Here is a 23011-nt window from a genome sequence, read left to right on the forward strand (position 1 = left end):
GGCCGGGACGGCCAGGGGGCGCGCCGAAACGGGGGCACGGCTCGTACCGCCCCCGGGCCGCCGGGTGCGGTACGAGCCGTGGAGCAGGCGGAGCGCCCGGCCGGCGTGGCCCTCCGGCCGGGCGGTCGCCGCCCTCAACGAAGGAGTACGGCCGGCGTGGCAGTCCGGTCGGGCGGTCGCCGCCCTCAGCGAAGAGCGGGGACGGGTAGGGCGGGTGGCCGGTCCGGGAGGAAGCCGTGGGCGCGCCGGGACAGCCACGCGTCCTTGTAGCGGTCCACCTCCCGATGCCAGTGGAGGATGCCGGACAGCCAGTTCCGCAGGTCCGTCACGTACTCCCCCATCGCCGCTCGCGCTTTCGCAGAGAGCCGGAAGTCGTCGTACAGGACGGGCAGTTCGTGTGCGACCACGTGCTCGAACTGGCGCATGCGCTGGCTCATCAGATCGTGCACGATGCCGAGCCCGGTCGGGTAGTCACAGCCGAAGAAGGTCTGCACCACGAGGATCGCGTTGTGGATCTCGCCCTCGTACTCGATCTCCTTCTGGTACGAGAAGACGTCGTTGAGGAGGCACGCGAAGTCCATCGCGGCGTTCTCCAGGGAGCGGACCGGACCGCTGCGGTAGACCTCGGGCGGGACGGCCGGGCCGTGTCCCCTCCGGCACAGGCTCAGGGTGAGCTCGGAGCCGAAGGTCGCCCTGCGCATCTCCAGGTAGTCCACCGGGTCGGGCACGCGGTTGTGGAGTTGGTTGGACAGCTCCCACACCCAGCTCTCGGTCATCGCGTCGACCGCGTCCTTGAACGAGCGCCGCTCCTCGGGCGTCATCTCGGCGGTGGTGCGCGCCCACAGGTCGACCAGCCCGCGTTCCATGGCGTTGGCCGGGGGCGGGGGCTCCTCGCCGTCGACCGGCATGCAGTCGGACAGGCGGGCCGTGGTCAGCCGGGCGGCGGCCAGGTCGCGGCGGTGGCCGTAGACCAGCGGGTAGTAGTCGTCGCCGTAGGTGCCCCAGGCGAGCCACTGCGCGCTCAGGTCGAGGGCCTCGGACGTGGCGTCCGGGTCGAGGCCGGCCGAGCAGAGCGCGAGGTCGTAGGCGCGGAGCTTGTCCTCGTCCCAGACGCCCTCGGCGAGGATGCCCATGCGCTGAACCCAGTCGCGCAGGCTCCGGCGGGCGTTGTCGAGGTGCGGGCTGAGCTCCAGCGGGAACGGCATACGGATGTCGGGGATCCGCGACGGCCCGACCTTCTGGTACGGCACGTGCGTGAAGGAGCGCACCCTCGCCCACTGCCCGGAAGGCGTGGGCGGTGGTCCCATCGCTCCGGCCGTGGCGAGCAGCGTGCGGACATCGGCCGCCGACGTGCCGAAGCCGGTGCACCCGGGCCAGGGACTGCCGCCGCGCACCGCGTTCTCGTTCATGTAGCGGCTGGAGCGCAGATGCCACTCGTGGCCGCCGGACTGCCAGTCCTGCAGGCCTTTCGTGTACGCCGCCACGGCCGCGAGTTCGTCCGGCCGCAGACCCTTCTCCAGGGCCACGGCGGGCACTTCCGTGAACGCCGTGTGCTCGAACTGGTGGAGGCGGGAGGTGAGGATGTCGTTGACGGTGTCGGCGGCCTCCTGGGTCGTGCAGCCGAAGAAGGTCTCCAGGACGAGCACGCCGTTGCTGTTCTCGCCCTCGTCCTCGACCTCGCGCTGGTAGGAGAACAGGTCGTTGCGCAGGTGCACGGCGTCGGAGAACGTCTCCATCAGCACCCTCAGCGGCCTGGTCCCGGCGACCGAGTCGGGTACCTCGGCGGTCGCGTACTCCACGAGCCCCGCCGACCAGGGGGCGCCGCCGACCTTGCGGCGCATCTCGATGTACTCGACGGGGTTGGCGATCCGCCCCTCGTTGATGTTGGACAGCTCCCACATCGACTCGTTGAGCAGGTGCTCGGTGGCCACGGCGAAGCGGCGGCGCCACCCCTCGGACATCCTCGGCACCGTGCGCGCCCACAGGTCGGCGAGGCCCGCCTCGACCGGGTTCTCGGGTGCGGGTACGGGGGCCGACAGGTCCAGCGGCATGAACAGGGGCAGCCGGTCCAGGTGGGCCTTGCCGGCGGCGCGGTCCGGGCTGCGCTTGTACATCTCCAGGAAGTGGTCGTCGAAGAAGAAGACCCACACGTACCAGTCGGTGATGAGGGAGAGGTCGGGGCCGTCGCAGTCGGGGTGGGTGTACGCGCAGAGCAGGCCGTAGTCGTGCGCGTCGAGGTCGGCCTGTTCCCAGACGCCGGATCCCTCCAGCATGCCCATCTCGCGCGCCCACTCGGTCGAATGGGCCCGGGCCTCGTCGACGTGCGGGTTCAGCCGCGCGGGGTGCGGCAGGTAGAAGTGCGGGAGTTCGAACGGCTGCGTCATGGCCGGGCCCTACCCGGGGGCCCGCGGTGGCATCCGCCGGACCGGACATGATCACACTATCGCGTGAATCGGGGCCAACAGGGAGTCAGGGAAGGCACTTGTGGCGTTGTGGCGTTCCTCCCCCGACCGCAGTTTTCCCCTCACCCCTGACCGGGGTCCCGTACCTGGATCAGCGCGTGCGTGCCGCTGGTGCGCCAGCGCCGGCCTTCCGCCGCGACCAGAGCGGCCTCGGTGGGCGCGTCGAGGCCGGTGATCACATCGGACTTCAGGGTGCGCAGGGCGGCCACCGGGCCGGGGAAGTACGCGGTGACGTCGGCGAAGGGAGTCGTCGGGGCCCACAGCCGGTCGCCCACCAGGCGGCGGTAGTTGAGGTCGCCCTTGACGATCGTGAGCGTGGCCGAGGCGAACTCGGCACGCAGGTCGCCGGGCATCTCCTCGTACGGCAGCGGAGCGCTGGAGAAGGGGTGGGCGCGCAGGGTGAGGCGGCCGTCGGCCAGGGCGGACCACAGCCGCCGCCCGTACGCCGCGGCCGCTCCCCCGGCGCCGGTCAGCCGGCGCAGCGCGTCGACGACGTCGGCGGTGGTGGCGTCGGAGACGTAGTAGGGGTAGGGCTTGACGTGCAGGACGGCCTGCCCGATGCGGCCGGCCCCAAGGAGGTGGGCGACGAGGAGGAGGTCGGGGACGAGTTCGCGGCCCGCGTTGTCGGCGACCAGGCACAGCGTGCCCCCGTCGGCGCTGTCCAGCAGCGACCAGAGCCGGTCGCTGTCGTCGGCGACCAGGCCGGGCGCGGCGTCCGCGGCCCGCGCGCCTTCGGCGGAGAGGCGGAAGCCGAGGTCGGCACGGTTGCCCCACAGGGAGCCGTGCAGCAGTGCCTGTGCCTGTTCGGCGGCGGGGCGGTCGGCGAGGTCGTCGAGGGCGGCGAGCTCCTGGTCGGTCTCGGCGGAGTCGAGTTCGGCGAGCTTGAACGGGCGGAAGGGGTCGATGCCCTGCCAGGAGCCGGGGCCGAAAAAGCCGACAGCCTGGAGCAGCCGGCGGTAGAACCAGCTCTCGGACCACAGCCACGGCACGTCGAACCAGGAGTGTCCGGTGTGTTCGCGAAGCCCCCAGGTCTCCCAGTGGTCCCGGTCGTGCGCGTCGGCGGGGAGCGGTTCGATCGCGCCCTCGGTGCAGTTGGCCAGCAGTTCGTCGAGGGCGCGGTGCTGCGCGGGTTCGTACGGGAAGGCCTCACGGACCTGCTGGATGATCGCGGGGTGCCGCTCGGCCAGCACGCTGTGGGGGAAGGAGCCCGGCCGGTTGCCGAGGAGCAGGGGTGCGGAGGGGATGTGGGGCATGGGCATCACCTTGACGTGCTGCCTGGCCTGAGTCCAGAAATTCCGGCCCGGGTCGTCCGAGGTGGAGCTCGTCCGCCCCCCAGCACACACGCCAGTCCCGTTGTCGCGCGAGCCGCCACCGGCGGCCGACCCGACGCTGCGGCTCGCTCACACCGGCGCGATCTCCCGCTCCAGGCGCGCCGCCAGGCTCAGATAGCGGGCTCGGCGGGTGACCGGGACCAGGCCGCGGATCAGTATGTTCCACATCTCGGCCGTCCGGCGGGGCTGGCGCGCGACCGGCTCGCGGGAGCGCCCCACGACGCGGGTGCCGACGAAGAAGCAGACCAACGAGTGGGCCACGACGTCGATATCGATGTCGGGGTGGACGTCGGACTCCTTGACCGCGCCGACGAGCCGGGCCGTGACGATGTCCAGCCATTCGGTGAACGGGTGGCTGAGCGGCGGCCGGGGCCGGATCCCGCCCGTGGCGAGCCGCAGGCCGGCCCGCAGCACCGGGTCCTCGACGGACTGGCGGGTGATGCCGAACGTGAGGCGCATCAGCGCCTCCAGAGAGGTGTGGCCGCGGGTGTCGGTCTCCGTCGCCAGCCGGCGGGCGGTGTGCGACTGAAGTTCGAGGATGGCGTGCGCGAGATCCTCCTTCGCCGCGAAGTGGAAGTACAGGGCGCCCTTGGTGACGTGAGCGTGCTCCACGATGTCGCTGAGACTGGTCGATTCGTAGCCGCGACGGTCGAACAGGTCAGCGGCGGCCGTGATGATCGTCGAGCGGGTCTGCTCGGCTCGCAACTGCCTCACCATCGACTGAACTCTCCCGGGACGGAAATGAACGGGTCATGCCGTTTGTTTTTACCCCCCGTACACGATAACTCACCCTGAGACGGCGCTCATCACACCAGTGTGCCGGAGTGCGGGTGCACATCCGGCAAAACAAGCGCAACTGGTGAAAGAAAACAGCGCGTTCGGTATCTGACTGTGCGGGATGCGGGGCCATACGTAAAGGCGGGCCGGCCGGTGCCCCATCCGCACCGGCCGGCCCGCCCGCTCTGCGGCCCGCCTCGTTCAGAGTTCTGGAAGAAGGATCACAGGGATCAGAAGGTCAGCTTCCAGCCGTTGAGGGTGCCCGTGTCCTGCGCCGCGGTGTCCTGGACGCGCAGCTTCCAGGTGCCGTTGGCCACCTCGCCGGCGGCGTTCACCGTGTAGGTGGTGTTCACGTTGTCGGCGGAGTCCGACGCGGCGGACTTCAGGCGGTACGCCGAACCGTCCGGCGCCACCAGGTCGATGACGAGGTCGCCGCGGTAGGTGTGGGTGATGTCCACGCCGACCTGGAGGGCGGAGGGGGCGTTGCCGCTGCGGCCGGTGACGCTGATCGGCGACTCGATCGCGGCGCCGTTGTCCGGGATGGCGACGGCGGTGGTGCTGGAGAAGGTCGTGCCGGTGGACGTGCCACCCTTCACGGCCTGGACCGTCTTGGCGGCGTCCGCGAGGCCCGCTCCGCAGCCGCCGGAGCAGGTGCCGGGCAGGGGGCGGGCGTTGGCCTTGACGGCCGACTCGATCTGCGCCGGGGTGAGGGCGGAGTTGGCCGACTTCATCAGGGCGACGAGGCCCGCGACGTGCGGGGTGGCCATGCTGGTGCCCTGGTAGGAGGCGTAGTTCTCGCTCGAGGGCGTCTTCGTGCCGGAGTTCAGCGTGGAGAGGATGCCGTTGGCGGTGGAGGTGCGGGTCTCACCGCCGGGGGCGGCGATGTCGACGAGCGAGCCGTAGTTGGAGTACGAGGCCCGGCTGCCGGCGCGGTTGGTCGCGGCCACCGCGATGACGTTGTTGCAGTTCGCCGGGGAGGCGTTCGAGACGTTCTGGTTCTCGTTGCCGGCCGCGACGACGACCGTGGTGCCACGGTTCACGGCTCCGGTGATGGCGCTCTGGGTCGCGGTGGAGCAGGCGCCGCCTCCGCCGAGGCTCATGTTGATGACCTTGGCGACGTTGGTGTTGGCCGGGACGCCCGAGACGGTGCCGCCGGACGCCCAGGTGATGGCGTCGATGATGTCGGAGTCGTAGCCGCCGCACTTGCCGAGGACGCGGACCGGGGAGATCTTCGCGCCGTAGGCGATGCCGGCGACGCCCTTGCCGTTGTTGGTGGCGGCGGCGATGGTGCCGGCCACGTGGGTGCCGTGCCAGGAGGAGGTGGAGGCCGCGATGCCCTGGCCGCACTCGTTGTCGTTGTACCAGTCGCCCGGGTCGGCCGGGTTGCTGTCACGGCCGTCGCCGTCGACGGAGACGGCGGTGTCGGAGATGAAGTCGTAGCCGCCGACGATGTTCGCGGCCAGGTCGGAGTGGGCCACGTAGCCGGTGTCGATGACGGCGACGGTGACGCCGCTGCCGGTGGTGGTGTCCCAGGCGCCGGGGACGTTCATGCCGGCGGTGGACTCGAACAGGTCCCACTGCTTGCCGTACTCGGTGTCGTTCGGCGTGACGGCCGTCGGCTTGTTCAGCCGGTCCGGGACGACGTAGGCGACCTGCGGGTCGGCCTTGTACTGGGCGACGACGTCGGCGACGGAGGCACGGGTGGGGTTGGCGCCCAGCTCGACGAGGGCGGCGCCGGTGCCGAGGCGGCGCTGGAAGTCGACGTCCTCGCCGGTCTTCTCGGCCTTCGCGGCGGCGTCGGCGGCGGCGGCCTTGTTGGACTCGGCCTCGGTGGCGCCGGACTTGTAGCCGACGATGAGGCGCTCGGCCTGGATGCCGGGGGCGGCTTCGGTCTGGGCGGCCGGCACCGCGGCCGGGCGGGGGGCGGCCTCCTGGGCGACGGCGACCGAGGCGGGGACGGTCAGCAGGGCGGCGGAGACTGCGGCGACGGATATCAGCTTCCGTCTGAGCTCTGGGGAGGTACGCACGGTCGTTGCCTTTCGTGGCCGGACTCCGGGCTCGGCGGAGCGGCGGTGGACTCGCTTCGTCCTCGAAGCGCAGGGGGGTGGTTCGAAAAGCGAAGAGCGACGCGATGGCCGGCCAGGCGTGAGGCGAAAGCGGACCCGTCCGGGGTTACCTGTGGGTCAGCTGTGGTCGAACGATAGGCAAAGGGAAGGTCACCGGGATACGGGGGAAACCCTCGATCAGGCCGGAACACCACCCTCTATGGCGGGCAGTTGGGCGCCCGATGGGCCCTTTTCGAGCAGGTCGTGGCGTGATGAACGCGTCGGGTCTTTTTCCCGTACTGCACTACCGAACGTCGCCGCCGGGCCGAGGAGAAGCAGACGGATGCCTCGTACGACCGCACACCGCACCGCACTCGCGGCCGCCCTCGTGACCCCGCTGCTGCTGCCGCTGTGGGCGGCGGGGCCCGCCCGGGCGCACGGTGCTCCGACGGACCCGGTGAGCCGGGTGGTGGCCTGTTCGCCGGAGGGTGGTGCCCGCAAGGGCACGGCGGCGTGCCGTGCGGCCGTCGCGGCCAACGGCGGGCCCTTCACGGCGTGGGACAACCTGCGGGTGGCGAACGTGAACGGCCGGGACCGGGAGGTCGTCCCGGACGGGAAGCTGTGCAGCGGCGGCCTGCCCGCCTACCGGGGCCTCGATCTCGCCCGCGCCGACTGGCCGTCGACCCGGATGACGCCCGGCGCGACCCTGCGGATGCGGTACGTCTCGACGATCCCGCACACCGGCACGTTCCGTATGTATCTGACGAAGCCCGGCTACGACCCGGCCGGTCCGCTGTCCTGGTCCGACCTGCCCGTCAAGCCGTTCGCCCAGGTGACGGACCCGGCGCTGACGGACGGCGCGTACCGCTTCGAGGCGACGCTGCCGTCGGACCGCACCGGGCGCCATGTGCTGTACACGGTCTGGCAGAACAGCAGCACGCCGGACACCTACTACTCGTGCTCGGACGTGGTGTTCCCGGAGACGAAGAAGGAGCCGCGGACGCAGGAGAAGGAGCAGGAGAAGGAGGAGCCGCAGACGGGGGAGGCCGGGAAGAGCGAGCCGGAGAAGGTGAGCGGGAAGCAGAAGCCGTCGGCGAGTCCTGCCGCGCCCTCCTCCGGGCCGGCGCCTCAGGGCGACCACACGCCGCTGGCCACCACCTCCGCCCCGGCCTCCGGCCCGTCCGCGCCCATGCTGGCGGGCGGCGCCGCTGCGGTGCTGTTGCTCACCGGCGGCGCCGCCCTGGCGGTACGACTGCGGCGGCGCTGAATCAGCGCCCGGCAGCCACCTAGTTGACGTTGACGGCGACGCCGCCCTTGGTCACCGGGGCGTACTTGGCGGTGAAGAAGGCGTTGGCGAAGCACAGCGACGAGCCGGACACCTTGGTGAACTGCTGGTTGGTGAAGGAGATGCTGTTGTCGGCGTTGCTCGCCGTACCGGTCAGGCCGGGGGCCTGGTAGACGCAGGTGACACTGCCGAGCAGGGTGCGCAGCTTGACCGTGGACTGGACGGTGGAGCCCGCGGCCGGGGTCACGGAGACGGCGCCGCCGGAGGACACGCTGGTGGTGTAGGGCAGGTTGTCGACGGTGATGCCGTTGACGCCGAGCACCCCGATGACGTTGGTGGTGCAGCCGCTGGTGTCGAAGCTGTGCGAGGTCAGGGACTCGGTGGCGGTGCCGGGGGCGGCCGGGTTGTCGGTGACGGTGGCGGAGAACGCCGACTTGGTGCAGGAGATGCCGCTGGTGCCGGTCGCGCTGGAGTAGAAGGTGGCGGCGGTGCCGCTCGCCAGGGACGCGTCGAGGACGTCGCCGACCGCGACGGCCGAGCCGTCGGTGGTCGTCAGGACGGGGGTGTCGGCCGCGGAGGCGGGAGCGGCGAGGCCCAGGGCGGCGACGGCGGCGGTGAGGGCGAGGAGGGTGCGTGTACGCATGCGGGTGTGCCTCTTTCCATTTTTCATAGCGGGGGGTGAGGGGGTGGCGCCGGGCGTCCGCCGTTGCCGGCCCGTCACGCCTTCTCCGTACGTGACGGGCCGGCAACGGCAGGCCGGACACCGGCCGGAGGCTCACACGGGAGGGGACCTCCGGCCGGGCCGGGCGGGGGGTGGCTGATGGCACGGCGCCAGGGAAGCGGCCATGCCGTGGCGTGGGCTCGGGCGAAGGAAAGCCCGTGCGGACGCGCCGGGCTACGAGATGCCCGTACGGGGACGGGCGGGTCCGGGACACGGGGACGTGCCGCGTGACGGATCCGGCGCCACGGATCCGGTGGGACGAGGAGAGTTGTAGACCTGCGTCTCCATCAACGTCAAGGCTTTGCAGGGGAGTTGTACGTGGGTTGAGTCCTGCGGGGCAGGGGCGGCTCATCCCTGGCGCACAATCGACACCCTTTGTTCACAACTCCCTTGACCCCTCATGTAACCCCCGGTAACTTCCTCGACGGCTACTGCGGCGTAACGAGAAAGCCCTTGCAACCGCCGGGAGTTGCGGGAGACGTGCGCACGCGGTCGATGTCCGCGCCAGGGCAACGTGCCACCGAAGTCCGATCCGCACCGACATGCACCTGGAGCAGACATGACCTCCGCCGAGCACACCCCCGAAAGACCGGACGGCGCCACCGCCCCCGACGCCAAGGACGCTCCCGCACGACGCGGGCGGGTCCGGGCGCGCCGCGCCGCGGTGATGGCGGTCCCGGCCACCCTGGCCGCCGCCGGTCTCGCGATCCTCACCGCCGAGGGAGCACTGGGCGTGCAGTTCGCCATCTCCGGCATGCCGTTCACCGTCACCGCGACCGAGCTGAACGGCACCGGCTTCGCGCAGTTCGGCGGCCTGGACGAGATGGCCGAAGGCAGCCCCAACGCGGGCGACACCGGCGGCCAGGTGCTGGTCGTCACGTCCGTGATCAAGAACGCCACGCTCTCCAAGCTGTGCCAGAGCGTGGACCTGGGCGGCACGAACCTGATCATCAGGGCGGGTGAGGGCGCGCAGAAGGTCTCCGCCAGCGATCTGACGACCGACTCCACAGAGCTGACCGGTGACGCCGCGTTCAACAACATCGAGATCGGCAACGACGCCAGCACCCTGAACAAGGCCGGCCCCAAGGGCCGCGGGCCGAAGGGTGTGTTCAGCCAGCAGTCCGACACGGTGCACATCGGCAACCTGCGGCAGACCAACTACGCCACGACGGCGGGCGTGTTCAAGCTGCCCGGTCTGAAGCTGGGCTTCAGCGGATCGGGTTGCTGATGTCGCGCGGTCCGCGCGAGGGAGTCCGGCCCGCCTTCCGGCAGTGGCGGGCCGGACGCCCGTTCTGGGGTGGGCTGCTGCTCACCCTGGGCGGGGTGGAGGTGCTGCTCACACTGAAGGCGTCTTTGGACGTCATCCTGCACGTCGGCATGCAGGGCCTGGCCGGCTACCTGCTCCCGGTCGTGATGCTGCTGTGCGGCGTGCTGATCCTCTTCAACCCCGCTCAGCGCCTGTTCTACTCGGTCATCGGGGTCCTGGCTTCCCTCGGCACCTGGCTGACCTCCAACCTCGGCGGCTTCTTCGTCGGACTGCTCCTGGGCATGGTGGGCAGCTGCCTCGCCTTCGGCTGGCTCCCGGACCAGGAACCCCGCGTCGGCCGCAGGCAGCGCCGCAGGGAGGCCAGGGCCGCGCAGGCCGTGACACAGCGGCTGGAGCACAAGACCGGCCAGACCGCCTGAATCAGGTCAGTGAGCCTCCGTCCCCTGGCGCCGCCCGGCCGCGGCCACTTGGCTGGACGCATCGCGCGCTCGCCCACCGGCGTGTGTGCACCCCGCGACCAGCCGTCAGCCCAGGGAGAGTCCGATGGAGTTCAACCACCCGATGGTGATCGACCCGACCGGCCGCGACATCCACGGCGAGGCCGCCCGGATCCGTGAGCACGGACCCGTCACACCCGTCGAACTCCCCCATGGTGTCCCGGCCTGGGCGGTCAGCAGCGCGCCGCTTCTGAAGCGGCTGCTCACCGACCCGCGGGTGTCGAAGGACCCACGCCGGCACTGGCAGCGCTGGATCGACGGCGAGGTCTCACCCGACTGGCCGCTGTACACCTGGGTCGCGGTGCGGAACATGTTCACGGCCTACGGCACCGAGCACAAACGGCTGCGCACCCTCGTCTCCAAGGCGTTCACCGCCCGCCGCACCGCCGCGCTGCGGCCGCGGATCGAGGAGATCACCGCGGCGCTCCTCGACCGTGTCGCCAAGGCGGGGGCCGACGGGCTCGCGGTCGACCTGCGGGAGGAGTTCTGCTATCCGCTGCCCATCCAGGTCATCGGCGAACTGCTCGGACTACCCGAGGAGTTGGGTGCCGAACTGCGGGTCGTGGTGGACGGCGTCTTCCACACCTCGGCCGACGCGGCCGAGGTGGCCGACATCTACGCCCGGTTCTACGCCGTCCTCGGTGACCTGGTCGCCGCGAAACGGGCCGCGCCCGGCGACGACCTGACCTCGGCGCTGATCTCGGCCCACGAGGAGGAGAGCGGCACGCGGCTCAGCGAGCAGGAGCTGCTCGACACGCTGATGCTGATGATCAGCGCCGGTCACGAGACGACGGTCAATCTGCTCGACAACGCCGTCCACGCCCTGCTCGGCCACCCCACCCAGCTCGGGCACGTCCGCGAGGGGCGGGCCTCCTGGGACGACGTGATCGAGGAGACGTTGCGGGCCGAGGCGCCGGTGGCCAGCCTGCCGCTGCGGTACGCCGTCGAGGACCTCCCCCTCGGCGAACTGGGCGGCCCGGACGGCGCGGTGATCCGCAAGGGAGAGGCGATCCTCGCCGCGTACGCCGCCGCCGGACGCGATCCGCAGCAGCACGGCCCGGACGCCGCCGTCTTCGACGTCACCCGGGCCTCGAAGGATCATCTGGCCTTCGGGTACGGGGTGCACCACTGCCTGGGCGCCCCGCTGGGCCGGCTGGAGGCGCGCGTGGCCCTGCCGGCGCTGTTCGAGAGGTTCCCCGGCCTCACTCTCGCCGTACCGGCGGACGGGTTGGCGCCGGTGGACTCCTTCATCTCGCACGGCCATCGGTCGCTGCCGGTTCTGACCGGCTGACGGGCGGTGCGGCGGGCGCCGCGTCCGGGGGCGGCTCCGCGGCGCCCTCCTCCTTCAGGGCCTTGGCCTCGCTCTTGAGGATCCGCATCGAGCGGCCCAGCGATCGTGCCGTGTCGGGCAGTTTCTTCGATCCGAACAGGACGATCACGACGATCGCCACGATCAGCAGGTGCCAGGGCTCCAGTCCGTTGCGCAGCACGTCCTGCCCTCCCTCTCGTCGACAGTTGCTACATTGCGCAACTGTACAACCCACGGGCGAGAGGCAAACAGACGCCGATGACGGTCACCAGCAATCGGACGACGGACCCGCCGCGGCACCGGAGCGGGGGCACCGGCCGCGGCAACCGGGGCACGCCCCGGGACCACAAACGCCGGCGCGGCCGCCGCCGCGGAGGGGGCATACGCACCGCCCTCCTGGTCACCCTGGCGCTGCTCGTCCTGGCCGCCGGCGGCGCCGGCTGGCTGTATCTGAAGCTGGACGGCGACATCAGCACGTTCGACTCCGGGGGAGTCTCCGACAACCGCCCCGACGCCGGTTCGTCGAAGGGCCAGAACGTCCTGGTCATCGGTTCCGACAGCCGCACCGGCGGCAACAACGCGCTGGGCGGCGGCGAGAAGGACGACGTGGGCCGCTCCGACACCGCCTTCCTGCTGCACGTCTACGCCGACCACCGGCACGCCATCGCCGTCTCCATCCCCCGTGACACGCTGGTCACGATCCCGCCCTGCAAACTGCCCGACGGCACCTGGACCAAGGCCCGGCCGAACACCATGTTCAACGCCGCGTACTCGGTCGGCCAAACCCCCGAAGGCAACCCGGCCTGCACGCAGAACACGGTGGAACAGCTCACCGGGCTGCGCGTCGACCACACCGTCGTCGTCGACTTCAAGGGCTTCGCGGAGCTGACGGAGGTGGTGGGCGGGGTGCGCGTGTGTCTGCCGCAGAACGTCTACGAGAACGATCTCAACCCGCACCTGACCGCCCCGGGCAAGCTGCTCTTCCCCAAGGGCGAGCAGACCGTGTCGGGGCAGAAGGCGCTCGACTACGTGCGGATCCGGCACGGCATCGGCGACGGCTCCGACATCGGCCGGATCAAACGCCAGCAGGCGTTCGTGGCGAGCCTGCTGAAAGAGGTCAAGAGCAAGGGCCTCACGCCCACGAAGCTGTTGCCGCTGGCCGACGCCGCCACGAAGTCGCTCACCGTCGACCCCGGCCTGGGCTCCGCCGACAAGCTGATCTCCTTCGCGATGTCACTCAAGGACATCGACCTGCACAACACCAAGTTCGTCACCCTGCCCTGGCGTTACGAGGGATCCCGGGTGGCGATCGTGCAGCCGGACGCGGACGCCCTGTGGGCCGCGCTCAGGTCCGATCGCACGATCGACGGCAAGAACGCCGGCGGGAAGAAGAGCGGAGCTTCCGGCTCCGGAGCGTCTTCCGCCTCCCCCGCGCCGGTCTCCGGAGAGGGCGTCGACGTCGCGGTCTACAACGGCACCGCCGTCCCCGGCCTGGCCGCCCGCGCCGCCGCCGCCCTGACCGGGGACGGCTTCACCGTGACGGGCACGGCGACGGCGGCCGAGCAGGACCACACGACCACGCTGGTCGAGTACGGGCCGGGCCTGGAGGACCGGGCCCGGATCGTGGCCCGGGCCTTCCCCGGGGCCGAGCTCCGGTCCACGACCGGCAGCGGGGTCAGCCTCGTCCTCGGGCAGTCCTACGCGGACAACCCGGCGGCGGGCGCCTCCGCCTCCCCGGCGCCGACCGCCGTGCCGTCCGAGGTCGCCGACGGGGCCAGGTCCGCGGACGACAACCCCTGCTCGAACCTCACCTACGGCTGACGCCGCCGGTGCCGGGTGCGGGCCGCCGCCAGGGCCAGGGCGTACAGGCCGAGGACGGCGGCCGGCAGCAGGTAGTACGCGGCGGGCAGGGCCGTCATGCCGAGGGCCGCCCCCAGGGGGCTCGGAGGGAGGAGCAGGCCGACGGCGGCGAGGCCGCCCGCCGCCAGGCCGACCGGGCCCGGCGCGCGGACGGCCGCGTCGCGCCTGCCGGTGCGCAGGAGCAGCATCACCGCGGCCTGGGTGAGCAGGTTCTCGGTGAACCAGGCGGAATGGAACACGGCCTCGTCGTTCACCGCGTCGGGGCCGTTCAGCGCGAGCGCGAGGACGGCGAAGGTCGCGAGGTCGGCGAGCGCGTTGAGCATCCCGAAGCCGAGGGCGAACCGGAGGAAGGCGCGCGGCCTCAGCACCGCCGGGCCACGCAGGGCCGCAGCGCCGGGACGGTCGTGGGCGAAGGCGAGCTGGGCCGCGTCGAAGCACAGGTTCTGGGCGAGCACCTGGGCCGGGAGCATCGGCAGGAAGGGCAGGAGCAGACCGGCGGCGAGCATGGCGACGACGTTGCCCAGGTTCGAGGAGAGCGTGACGCGCAGGTAGGAGGCGATGTTGCCGCTGGCGTGCCGGCCTGCCGTGATCGCGTGGCCGATCGCCGTGAGGTCCTTGTCGGCGAGCACGACGTCGGCGCTCTCCCGTGCCACGCCGACGGCCGAGCGGGGTGCCACGCCGACGTCGGCGGCGCGCAGGGCGGCCACGTCGTTCACGCCGTCGCCGAGGAAGCCCACGGTGTGCCCGGCGGCGCGCAGCGCGGTGACGACGCGGGCCTTGTCCTCGGGGGTGCAGCGGGCGACAACCGCCGAGCCACCGGGGCCGCCGGGGTCGTCGGCGACCTGTGCGGCGGTCCGTACCTCGCCCGGGTCCAGGCCCAGGTCCCGGCAGGCCCGGGCCGCCGTGGCCGGGTGGTCGCCGGTGAGGACCTTCACGGCGACACCGCGGTCGGCCAGGGCGCGCAGCGCCTCGGCGGCGGTGGGGGCGAGGGCGTCCCGGAAGGTCACCAGGCCCCGGAAGGCCAGGCCCCGGGCGTCGGCCGTGCGGGCGCCGGCGGGGCGGTCGGCCGTGGCGACGGCCAGGACCCGCAGCCCGGCGTCCGCCTCCCGGGCGGCGAGGGCGAGCAGCCGCTCGCATTCGCCGGGCGCTGTCGCGCAGCGTTCCAGGACGGCTTCCGCGGCGCCCGCGAGGACGACGGTGTGCTGTCCGAGGCCGCCTCGTACCACCGCCGTCGAGGTGCGCCGCACGGGGTCGAACGGCACGGCCTCCACCCCGTCGTACTCCTCGCCCACCGGCCCGGCCGCCTCCAGCAAGGCCTCGTCGAGGGCGTCGGGGGCCGGCAGTTCGGCGAGCTGGAGGGTCCACCAGGCGCCGACGGCGGCCCAGCGCAGCACCTCGGGGTCGTCCCGCCCGGCCGGGTCGAGGGCGCGCTCGACGACCGGGCGGTCCTGGGTGAGGGTGCCGGTCTTGTCGACGCACAACACGTCGACCGCGCCCAGGTCGTGCAGGGCGGGCAGCCGTTTGACGATCACGGCGTGCGCGCGGGCGAGCTGGGCGGCGCCCCGGGCCAGGCAGGTCGTGACGATCACCGGCAGCATCTCGGGCGTCAGCCCGACGGCGACCGCGACGGCGAAGGGCAGCGTCTCCAGGCCGCGGTCGCGCAGGGTCGCGTTCGCCATCAGCACCAGCGGCGGTGTCAGCAGCATGAACCGGATCAGCACCCAGGAGATGCCGTGCACGGACCGGTCGAAGGCACCGCCCCGCCGGGGCGCGTCCGGCACCCGGTGAGCGGCTGCGAACCGCGTCGCGGCCCCGGTCGCGGTCACGACGGCGGTGGCGCTGCCGGAGGCGATCGTGCTGCCCTGGAAGCACAGCCGGGACTCGTCGGGGTCGGCGTCGTCGGCCGCCCGCTTCGCCACCGGCGCCGACTCCCCGGTCAGCGCCCCCTGTTGCACCATGAGCCCGCGGGCCCGCAGCAGCCGTACGTCCGCCGGGACCAGATCGCCGGGGCCGAGCCGGAGCACGTCGCCGGGGACCAGCTCGGCGACCGGCACCTCCCGGGGGTCCGGCTGCTCGACGGGGTCGGTGCGGCGCAGCACCGTGGCGGTACCCGCGACCAGTTCGCGCAGGGCGGCCAGGGACCGGTCGGCCCGGTGCTCCCCGCTCGCCCGCAGCACACAGCTGACCGCGACCAGGGCGAGGATCACCACGGCGGTGCCCCAGGAGGCGACGGCGGCGGACACCAGGCCCAGGCAGAGGAGGACGGCGGTGAAGGGGTCGCGCAGGGCGCGTGCGCACCGGCGGGGCCAGGAGGGGGTGCGGCGGTCCGGCAGCGTGTTCTCGCCGCACGCGTCCAGCCGGGAGGCGGCCTCCGTGTCGGTCAGCCCGCGGGGCCCCGACTCCAGCCGCCGCAGCACCTCCAGTGTGGTGCCCTCGGCGGGCTCAGAGGCCATGGAGGCGGCGGCGCGCCGGTGCTGCGCGGTCGGTGAGCCGGTCCACCAGGAGCCGTACCACCTCGACGACGTCGGGGTCGTCGACGTAGTACACCTGCCGGCGGCCCTCACGACGGGAGCGGACCAGTCCGGCCAGCTTCAGTTTGGTGAGGTGCTGGCTGACCGCGGGGAGCGCGCCGCCGACCCGCTCGGCGAGCCCGGTCACATCGCTCTCGCCCTGCGCCAGCGCCCAGACGATGTGCAGCCGGGCGGGCGAGGCGAGCAGAGCGAAGGACGCGGCCGCCCGGGCGAGTACGTCCTCGGAAGGGTCCTCGAAGCCACCGCCGGCTGACGCCACCGTCACCGCCCCTTCCGTCGCCTGCCTCGCCCTGTGCGCCGCCCCAGTCTAGGTGGCCCGAGGGACCCATCTCTGCGAGCCTTCCGCACGTCGTCAGGCCGGTCCGCACGGGCGTCCGCACGGGCGTCCGCACGGGCGTCCGCACGGGCGTCCGAACCGCACGGACGGTATGGAAAAGCCGAGGTGGGAGCAGCCGCGACCCCTCCTTGTTCGACCGGCCGGACAGATCATCACGATGCGGCAGCATCAATTCACGGCATGTGGCCGCTCACTTGACGACCGGTGGTCACACACGGTTGGCTCCGGGCCAGCGAGAGTGATCCGGTCGGTGCAACCCTGCGGCCCGGTCTGCACTCTCACCCTGCTCTTGCTCGGCCGCACAGCGAGGTCCGCCCCCCATGAACAGTCCTTGCCCGCCTCACACCTCCGGCAGAGGCATCCGTGTCGCGGCTCTGCTGTCCGCCCTGTGTCTGCTGGTGTCGGGCTGCTCCGTTCTGGGCGCGGCCGACGACGGAGCGGGCGGGGACGCCGCGGGCGGGCCGGGCGGCGCGATGAAGGTCGCCCTGATCACCCACGGCGGCAAGGGGGACGCCTTCTGGGACCTGGTGCGCAAGGGCGCCGAGACGGCTGCGGCCAAGGACGGCGTCGACCTGACGTACGCCGGCGACGCCGACCCGGCCGCGCAGGCCGGGCTGGTGCGGGACGCGGTCCGCGACAAGGTCGACGGCATCGCGGTGACGCTGGCCAAGCCGGCGGCGATGCGGGGCCCGATCGCCCGGGCCAGGGCGGCCGGCATCCCCGTCGTCGGACTCAACTCCGGCATCGACGCCTGGCGGCCCGCGGGCCTGCTGGAGTACTTCGGCCAGGACGAGTCCGTCGCGGGCCGGGCCGTCGGCGACAAGCTCGACGATGTCAGGGCCCGGCACGCCCTGTGCGTGGTGCACGAGCGGGGCAACGTGGCGCTCGAGGCGCGCTGCGCCGGGATGCGGAAGACGTTCCGCGGCGACACCGACAACCTGTACGTGGACGGCAGCGACATGAACGCGGTGACCGCCGCGATCGCCTCGCGGCTGCGGCAGGACACGAGCATCGACGAGGTCGTCACCCTGGGCGCCCAGTACGGGCTCAGCGCCGTCGAGGCCGTAAGGCAGTCCGGCAGCCGGGCGAAGGTCGCCACATTCGACCTGAACAAGGATCTGGTCAAGGCGGTGAAGAGCGGTGAGGTGCAGTTCGCCGTGGACCAGCAGCCCTACCTGCAGGGCTACCTGGCGGTGGACGCCCTGTGGCTGTACCGGACCAACGGCAACGTCAGCGGCGGCGGGACGGCACCCGTTCTCACCGGTCCCGCGTTCGTGACCAGGTCGAACGTGTCCGCCGTGGCGCGGTTCGCGGCCGCCGGGACCCGGTGACCGGACGCTTCCTGTGACGGTGTCGCCAAAGATTCGGTCAGGCCCGGCCCGCAGGTCCACTTGTACGGATAACATCCTGCGCATCCCATGTGCCGTGCCCGGGACGGCACCACCCCCTCGCCCGTCCCCCGCCCGCTCCCCCTCCTCCCCGTTCCTCACCGCCCGCTGATCGCCCTAGGACGACGATGCCTCGACGGACAGGTGCCCGGCGCCGCCTCGGTTCCATACGCCTCTCCCTGGTGCTCCTGGCCCTCGTGCCCAGCGTCACCCTCGCCGCGATGTGGGGCGTGACGACGATCCAGATGTTCTCGGAGGGCCTCAGGCTGCGCGACCAGACGGAGCTCAGCCGGTCGACCGGCGCCATGGGCACCGAAGCGACGCTCGCCCTGCAGCGGGAGCGCAGTCTGTCGGCCGCCTGGCTGGCCTCCGTGAAGGGCTCGCGGGCTGCGCTCGACGCCCAGCGCGCGGAGACCGACAAGGCGGTGGCCAAGCTGGTCGGGCAGGCGGGCGCGATCGAGAAGGCACCCGCGCGCATATCCGACCGGTTGTACTCGGTGCTGGGCTCGGTGGGCAGCCTGGAGTACTACCGGGACCAGGTGGACCATCCGACGGACATCACCGCGCAGCAGGCGCTGGACCAGTACTCGTCGATCATCGACGACCAGATCCACGCCTTCCAGGAGCTGTCCCAGGTCGACGACGGTGACCTCACCTCGCAGGCCGGCCCGCTGATCGGTCTGGAGCACGCGGCGGAGCTGGTCTCCCGGGAGGACGCGCAGCTGACCCTGGCCTGGCCGACCGGGCACCTGGACGACAAGACGTGGACGCAGTTCACGGAGGTGGTGAACACCCGGCGCTGGCTGGTCCAGGACCAGGTCGTGCCGCAGCTGACGGGCGGCGCCAAGACGCAGACCGAGCGGATCCTGGCGAGCCGGGACTGGCAGACGCTGCAGTCCGTCGAGGACCGGGTGCTGGCGTCGCGCAACGCGAGCGGCAGCGCCGACCGGATCGCCCTGCCGGACGCGCAGAAGCAGTGGTCCGCCGCCATGGACAAGCTGTCCGACCAGTACACGACCCTCATCGAGCAGCAGACGGCGAGCCTGCTGCAGCGCAGCGCCGAAAAGGCGGACGCTTTGCTGCTCAAGGCGGCCCTGCTGAGCGCCGGCGGGCTGCTCGCACTGCTGCTGTGCGTCGGCATGTCGTGGCGGATCACCCGCTCGCTGTCCCGGCGGCTGCGCGGCCTGCGCCGGGCCGCCGTCAGCCTCGCGCAGGAGCGGCTGCCCGACGTGGTGGCGCGGCTGGAGCGGGGCGAGACGGTCGACCCGGAGTCGGCGACCACCCCCCTGGACTACGGACACGACGAACTGGGCGAGGTGGCTCGGGCGTTCAACGCCGCCCAGCGCACGGCCGTGCACACCGCCGTCGAACTCGCCGACACCCGGCGCGGCTTCCAGAAGATCATCCTGGGCATCGCCCGGCAGAGCCAGAACCTGGTCAACCTCCAGCTGAGCAAGCTCGACACGCTGGAGCGCGAGCACACCGACCCCGACATCCTCAAAGGCCTGTACGAACTGGACTCCACGGCCAGCCAGTTGCGCCGCTACGAGGAGAACCTGGTCATCGTCAGCGGTGAACGGCCCGGCCGCAGCTGGAGCGAGCCGGTGGCGCTGATGGACATCCTGCGCAGCGCGGTCGGGGAGGTCGCCGAGTACCAGCGGGTGGAGGTGCTCACCGAGGAGGAGGTGTGCCTCGCACCGCCCGCGGTCGCCGACGTCATCCATCTCCTGGCCGAACTCATCGACAACGCGACCGCGTACTCCCCCGCCCCGAGTGCCGTCACCGTACGGGCCCAGATGGTGGCCAAGGGCCTGGCCGTCGAGATCGAGGACCGGGGCCTCGGCATGTCGGAGGAGGACTACGCGTCCTTCAACGAACAGCTCGCGGTGCCCCCGCAGTTCGACGTGGTGGCACTCGCCGACGACCTGCGCCTCGGCATGTTCGTGATCGCCCAGCTGGCGCACCGGCACGGCATCGCCGTCACCCTGCGCGCGTCGCCCTACGGCGGGACCACGGCGATCGTGCTGATCCCGCACGAGATCGTGGTACGGGAGCCGACGGGCGGCGCGGCGCCGCAGCCGCGGGCCGCCGGGGCCAAAACCGGTCCGGACGGACTCGCGTCCCCGGCCGGCCCGCGAGGACCGGGCGGCGGCGCGAAGGACGGCGACGTCCAGGAGGACGGGCTGCCGGCGGTGGACGGACGGGATGCGAAGGACACCCAGCCGAGCGGGGCACCGCAGCGCGCCGGGGCATCGAGGGGAACCGGGGCACCGGGGGGAACCGGGAGCGCCGCCGGGTCCGTTCGCGAGCTCAGAGCCCTCGTCACGGCCCGCACCGCCTCCGCCGTCCCGTCCGCCGACCGCGAGGTCGTCCCCCGCCGGGACGGACTCGCCCCGCTGCCCCGCAGGGTGCCGCAGACCAGCCTGGTGGACGAGCTGCGCGAGGAGGCCGCACCGGCCGTCGACGACGGCTCGCTCGACGACTTCACCGCGGAGGCCGCCGCGTCCTCCCTGGCCGGCTTCCAGCGCGGCACGCTCCGGGCCCGTGACGACGACGCCGAGCCGCCCCACCCCGACGAGACGGCCGTGGTGCCCCGGCAGGCCGCCGCCGATCCCGTCGCCCCGACTCCGCCCGCCGACCGCTGACGAAGGACACCGCAATGACACGCCCCATCCCCGCCACGCACACCCAGCTCGACCAGCTGCTGACCGGACTCGTGGAGCGGGTCGCCGACGTGAACCAGGCCGTGGTGCTCTCCGAGGACGGCCTGGTGGTCAGCAAGTCCACCGGATTCCTGCGCGACGACGCCGAGCGGCTCGCGGCGACCGCGTCGGGGCTGATGAGCCTCAGCAAGGGCGTCAGCATGGACTTCCGGGGCGGTCCGGTGCGCCAGGCGCTCATCGAGATGGCCAACAGCTACCTGATCCTGACCTCCGCCGGCCCCGGCGCGCATCTGGTCGTGCTGACCGGCCCGGGCGCGGACGTCGGGGTGGTGGCGTATCAGATGAACATGCTGGTGAAGAAGATCGGCGAGCACCTCAGCGCGGCACCCCGGGGCATGGCAGGCCCCGTCGTCGATCCCGGCGTGTGAGGTGGACGTAGGTGATCCGGCGGGCCGGCTCGTCAGGCCGTTCGCTCTGACCGGTGGCCGGACCCGCCCCAGCCGGGCCGACTTCACGCTCATCTCGACGGTCACGGCGGTCGATCCGCCGCCCGCCACGGCGGTCCGGTGCCAGCCCGAGCACACCCGGATCCTGCGGCTGTGCGCCGAGCCGGTCGCCGTGGCGGAGCTGGCCGCCCGGCTCGACCTGCCGGTGAGCGTGGTCGCCATCATGCTGTGCGACCTGCTGGAGGCGGGCCGGATCACCGTCCGCCCGCCGCGCCTCGTCTCCCGTACCTCCCCGGACCTGGACCTGCTGCAGAAAGTGAGGGACGGCCTTGGCCGGCTCTGACCTTGCCACTGACGCGTCTTCGGCACCCGACACGGTCAAGATACTCATCGCCGGGGGCTTCGGCGTCGGCAAGACCACCATGGTCGGGTCGGTCAGCGAGATCGTCCCGCTGCGCACCGAGGAACCCCTGACCATGGCCGGTCTGGGCATCGACGACCTCGACGGCATCGAGGAGAAGCGGGCCACCACCGTGGCCCTGGACTTCGGCCGGATCACCATCAGCCGGGAACTGGTGCTGTACCTGTTCGGTACGCCGGGGCAGCAGCGGTTCTGGTTCATGTGGAACGACCTGGCGCTCGGCGCGCTCGGGGCCGTGGTCCTGGTCGACGTGCGCAGACCCCGGTCCAGCTTCGCGGCGATCGACTTCTTCGAGCGCCGGGGCATTCCGTTCGTCGTCGGTGTCAACGGCTTCCACGGCGAACACCCTTATCCGCCGGAGGACATCAGGGAGGCGCTGGCGGTGCCGGACCACGTCCGGGTGCTGCTGTGCGACGCCCGGGACCGGGAGTCGTGCCGGGACGTGCTGATCGCCCTGATCGACCAGTTGATCGCGTCGGCGGTGCAGACGTAGGGCGGCTGCCGTACGGGGCCGGCCCGGGCGGTTGCGGTCGCCCGGGCCGGTCCCCCTCAGGCCCTCAGGCCGTCAGGCCGTCAGGCCGTCAGGCCGTCAGGCCCTCAGGCCCTCAGACCGTCAGCCCCTCAGGCCGTCAGACCCTCAGGCCGTCAGACCCTCAAGCCCTCAAGCCCGGGGCCCTCAGGACGTCAGTTCAGGCCCGCCGACTTCAGCCACGCCGTCGCGACCTCCAGCGGGTCCTTCTTCTCGAGCTGCACCTGCGCGTCCAGTTTCAGGAGCGTCTTGGTGTCCAGCTCGGCGGAGACGGCGTCGAGTGCGTCGACGCCCTTCTGGTTGAGACCGCTCTTGTTGACCAGCGGGGTGACGTTGGCGAACCCGAAGAGGTTCTCCGGGTCCTTCAGGACGACGAACTTCTCCTTCACGATGGTCGGGTCCGTGGTGAAGACGTCCGCGGCCTGGATGGTGTTCTTGGCCAGGGCCGCCTGGGTGAGCGGGCCGCCCGCGTCGAGCGCCTTGAAGGACTTGAACTCCAGGCCGTACACCGACTTCAGGCCCTTCAGGCCCTGCTGCCGGGTCTGGAACTCGGGGGAACCCCCGATCACCAGGTCCGGGGCGGCGTCCTTGAGGTCCGCGAGGGTGGAGGAGGCGGTGAGCTTGTACTTCTCGGCCGTCTCGGCGTTGAGGGTGACCGAGTCCTTGTTCTCGGCGGGCGACGACTGAAGCAGCGTCAGCCTCTTGTCCAGCTTGGTCTTGACGGCCTCGTTCACCGCGTCGGGGGACTTCTGCTCGGCCTTGGGGTCCAGGTAGGCCAGCAGTGAGCCGTTGTACTCCGGCAGCACGGTGACGGAGCCGTTCTTCATCAGCCCGTACGACGTCTCACGGCTGCCGATGTTGTGCTTGTAGGTGACCTCGATGCCCTTGGCCTTGAGGGCCTCGCCGTAGATGTCGGCGAGCAGGGTGCTCTCGGCGAAGTTGTTGGAGCCGACGACCACGGTGCCGGCCTTCGCCTTCTCGCCCGCGAGGGGGTTGTCGGAGGAGTCTTTGGACGAACACCCCGCGAGCAGCGCCGCAGCGGCGGTGAGCGCGACGGCCGCCACGCTGGTGTGCCTCGTTCTGAACCTGCTGCTCTTCGCGGTGAAAGTCATCCACCGATCCAATCCAGCCGCTTTGTGATC

General features: G+C 71.9%; 19 protein-coding genes. 10 read left to right on the forward strand and 9 right to left on the reverse strand.

Going from position 1 to position 23011, the window contains the following annotated elements; genetic code table 11:
* Positions 1-185: 185 nt before the first annotated feature.
* The 4 genes from cyc2 to FDO69_RS03950 form a co-directional block, all read right to left on the reverse strand.
* Positions 186-2384 (reverse strand): germacradienol/geosmin synthase Cyc2, encoded by a 2199-nt coding sequence (gene cyc2, locus FDO69_RS03935; RefSeq protein WP_104778224.1) that lies wholly within the window; start codon positions 2382-2384, stop codon positions 186-188.
* Positions 2385-2524: 140 nt separating this feature from the next.
* Positions 2525-3715, reverse strand: a complete 1191-nt coding sequence (locus FDO69_RS03940) for a damage-control phosphatase ARMT1 family protein (protein WP_104778226.1) — start codon at positions 3713-3715, stop codon at positions 2525-2527.
* Between the two features lie 147 nt (positions 3716-3862).
* Positions 3863-4510, reverse strand: a complete 648-nt coding sequence (locus tag FDO69_RS03945; RefSeq protein ID WP_104778228.1) for a ScbR family autoregulator-binding transcription factor — start codon at positions 4508-4510, stop codon at positions 3863-3865.
* A gap of 290 nt (positions 4511-4800) precedes the next feature.
* On the reverse strand, positions 4801-6597 hold the full coding sequence (locus tag FDO69_RS03950; RefSeq protein ID WP_104778230.1) for a S8 family peptidase: 1797 nt from the start codon (positions 6595-6597) through the stop codon (positions 4801-4803).
* 361 nt (positions 6598-6958) lie between these two features.
* On the opposite strand from FDO69_RS03950, the gene FDO69_RS03955 reads away from it, so the two are divergent.
* Complete coding sequence (locus tag FDO69_RS03955; RefSeq protein WP_104778232.1) at positions 6959-7882, forward strand: lytic polysaccharide monooxygenase auxiliary activity family 9 protein; 924 nt, start codon at positions 6959-6961, stop codon at positions 7880-7882.
* Positions 7883-7901: 19 nt separating this feature from the next.
* On the opposite strand, the gene FDO69_RS03960 is transcribed toward FDO69_RS03955, so the two are convergent.
* A complete protein-coding gene (locus FDO69_RS03960) occupies positions 7902-8543 on the reverse strand; it encodes a Tat pathway signal sequence domain protein (protein ID WP_104778233.1) in 642 nt (213 codons plus the stop codon).
* Positions 8544-9180: 637 nt separating this feature from the next.
* Here FDO69_RS03960 and FDO69_RS03965 point away from each other — a divergent pair.
* The 3 genes from FDO69_RS03965 to FDO69_RS03975 all read left to right on the forward strand — a co-directional run bounded on the left by FDO69_RS03965 (position 9181) and on the right by FDO69_RS03975 (position 11676).
* A complete protein-coding gene (locus FDO69_RS03965; RefSeq protein WP_104778234.1) occupies positions 9181-9849 on the forward strand; it encodes a DUF6230 family protein in 669 nt (222 codons plus the stop codon).
* On the forward strand, positions 9849-10307 hold the full coding sequence (locus FDO69_RS03970; protein ID WP_104778236.1) for a DUF6114 domain-containing protein: 459 nt from the start codon (positions 9849-9851) through the stop codon (positions 10305-10307). The genes FDO69_RS03965 and FDO69_RS03970 overlap by 1 nt, the downstream gene beginning before the upstream one ends.
* A gap of 124 nt (positions 10308-10431) precedes the next feature.
* Positions 10432-11676 carry a cytochrome P450 family protein gene (locus FDO69_RS03975; protein WP_104778238.1) on the forward strand — a complete coding sequence of 415 codons (1245 nt, stop codon included), beginning with the start codon at positions 10432-10434 and terminating at the stop codon, positions 11674-11676.
* On the opposite strand, the gene tatA is transcribed toward FDO69_RS03975, so the two are convergent.
* Entirely contained in the window at positions 11633-11875 is a 243-nt protein-coding gene (tatA, locus tag FDO69_RS03980) for a Sec-independent protein translocase subunit TatA (protein WP_104778241.1), read from the reverse strand. The two genes, FDO69_RS03975 and tatA, sit on opposite strands and share 44 nt — an antisense overlap.
* 77 nt (positions 11876-11952) lie before the next feature.
* Between tatA and FDO69_RS03985 the strand changes: the two genes are divergently transcribed.
* Positions 11953-13515, forward strand: coding sequence for an LCP family protein (locus FDO69_RS03985; protein WP_167526515.1), 1563 nt, complete (start codon positions 11953-11955; stop codon positions 13513-13515).
* Here FDO69_RS03985 and mgtA read toward each other — a convergent pair.
* Both mgtA and FDO69_RS03995 read right to left on the reverse strand, forming a co-directional pair.
* Positions 13506-16007, reverse strand: a complete 2502-nt coding sequence (mgtA, locus tag FDO69_RS03990; protein WP_104778242.1) for a magnesium-translocating P-type ATPase — start codon at positions 16005-16007, stop codon at positions 13506-13508. The two genes, FDO69_RS03985 and mgtA, sit on opposite strands and share 10 nt — an antisense overlap.
* A complete protein-coding gene (locus FDO69_RS03995) occupies positions 15997-16344 on the reverse strand; it encodes an ArsR/SmtB family transcription factor (protein WP_104778489.1) in 348 nt (115 codons plus the stop codon). Before FDO69_RS03995 ends, mgtA begins: the two co-directional genes overlap by 11 nt.
* Positions 16345-16742: 398 nt before the next feature.
* On the opposite strand from FDO69_RS03995, the gene FDO69_RS04000 reads away from it, so the two are divergent.
* The 5 genes from FDO69_RS04000 to FDO69_RS04020 all read left to right on the forward strand — a co-directional run bounded on the left by FDO69_RS04000 (position 16743) and on the right by FDO69_RS04020 (position 21833).
* Positions 16743-17753, forward strand: a complete 1011-nt coding sequence (locus FDO69_RS04000) for a substrate-binding domain-containing protein (RefSeq protein WP_104778244.1) — start codon at positions 16743-16745, stop codon at positions 17751-17753.
* A gap of 185 nt (positions 17754-17938) precedes the next feature.
* Positions 17939-20455: a sensor histidine kinase gene (locus FDO69_RS04005; RefSeq protein ID WP_104778246.1), complete on the forward strand. Its 2517-nt coding sequence runs from the start codon at positions 17939-17941 to the stop codon at positions 20453-20455.
* A gap of 14 nt (positions 20456-20469) precedes the next feature.
* Positions 20470-20901 (forward strand): roadblock/LC7 domain-containing protein, encoded by a 432-nt coding sequence (locus FDO69_RS04010; RefSeq protein WP_020271575.1) that lies wholly within the window; start codon positions 20470-20472, stop codon positions 20899-20901.
* Between the two features lies 1 nt (position 20902).
* Complete coding sequence (locus tag FDO69_RS04015; protein ID WP_104778248.1) at positions 20903-21262, forward strand: DUF742 domain-containing protein; 360 nt, start codon at positions 20903-20905, stop codon at positions 21260-21262.
* Positions 21249-21833 carry a GTP-binding protein gene (locus FDO69_RS04020; protein ID WP_104778250.1) on the forward strand — a complete coding sequence of 195 codons (585 nt, stop codon included), beginning with the start codon at positions 21249-21251 and terminating at the stop codon, positions 21831-21833. Before FDO69_RS04015 ends, FDO69_RS04020 begins: the two co-directional genes overlap by 14 nt.
* A 191-nt stretch (positions 21834-22024) precedes the next feature.
* Here the strand turns inward: FDO69_RS04020 and FDO69_RS04025 are convergent, their stop codons facing one another.
* Positions 22025-22981: an ABC transporter substrate-binding protein gene (locus tag FDO69_RS04025; protein WP_104778252.1), complete on the reverse strand. Its 957-nt coding sequence runs from the start codon at positions 22979-22981 to the stop codon at positions 22025-22027.
* Positions 22982-23011 lie beyond the last annotated feature (30 nt).

The sequence above is a fragment of the Streptomyces tibetensis genome, from assembly GCF_007655005.1.
Lineage (GTDB): Bacteria > Actinomycetota > Actinomycetes > Streptomycetales > Streptomycetaceae > Streptomyces > Streptomyces tibetensis.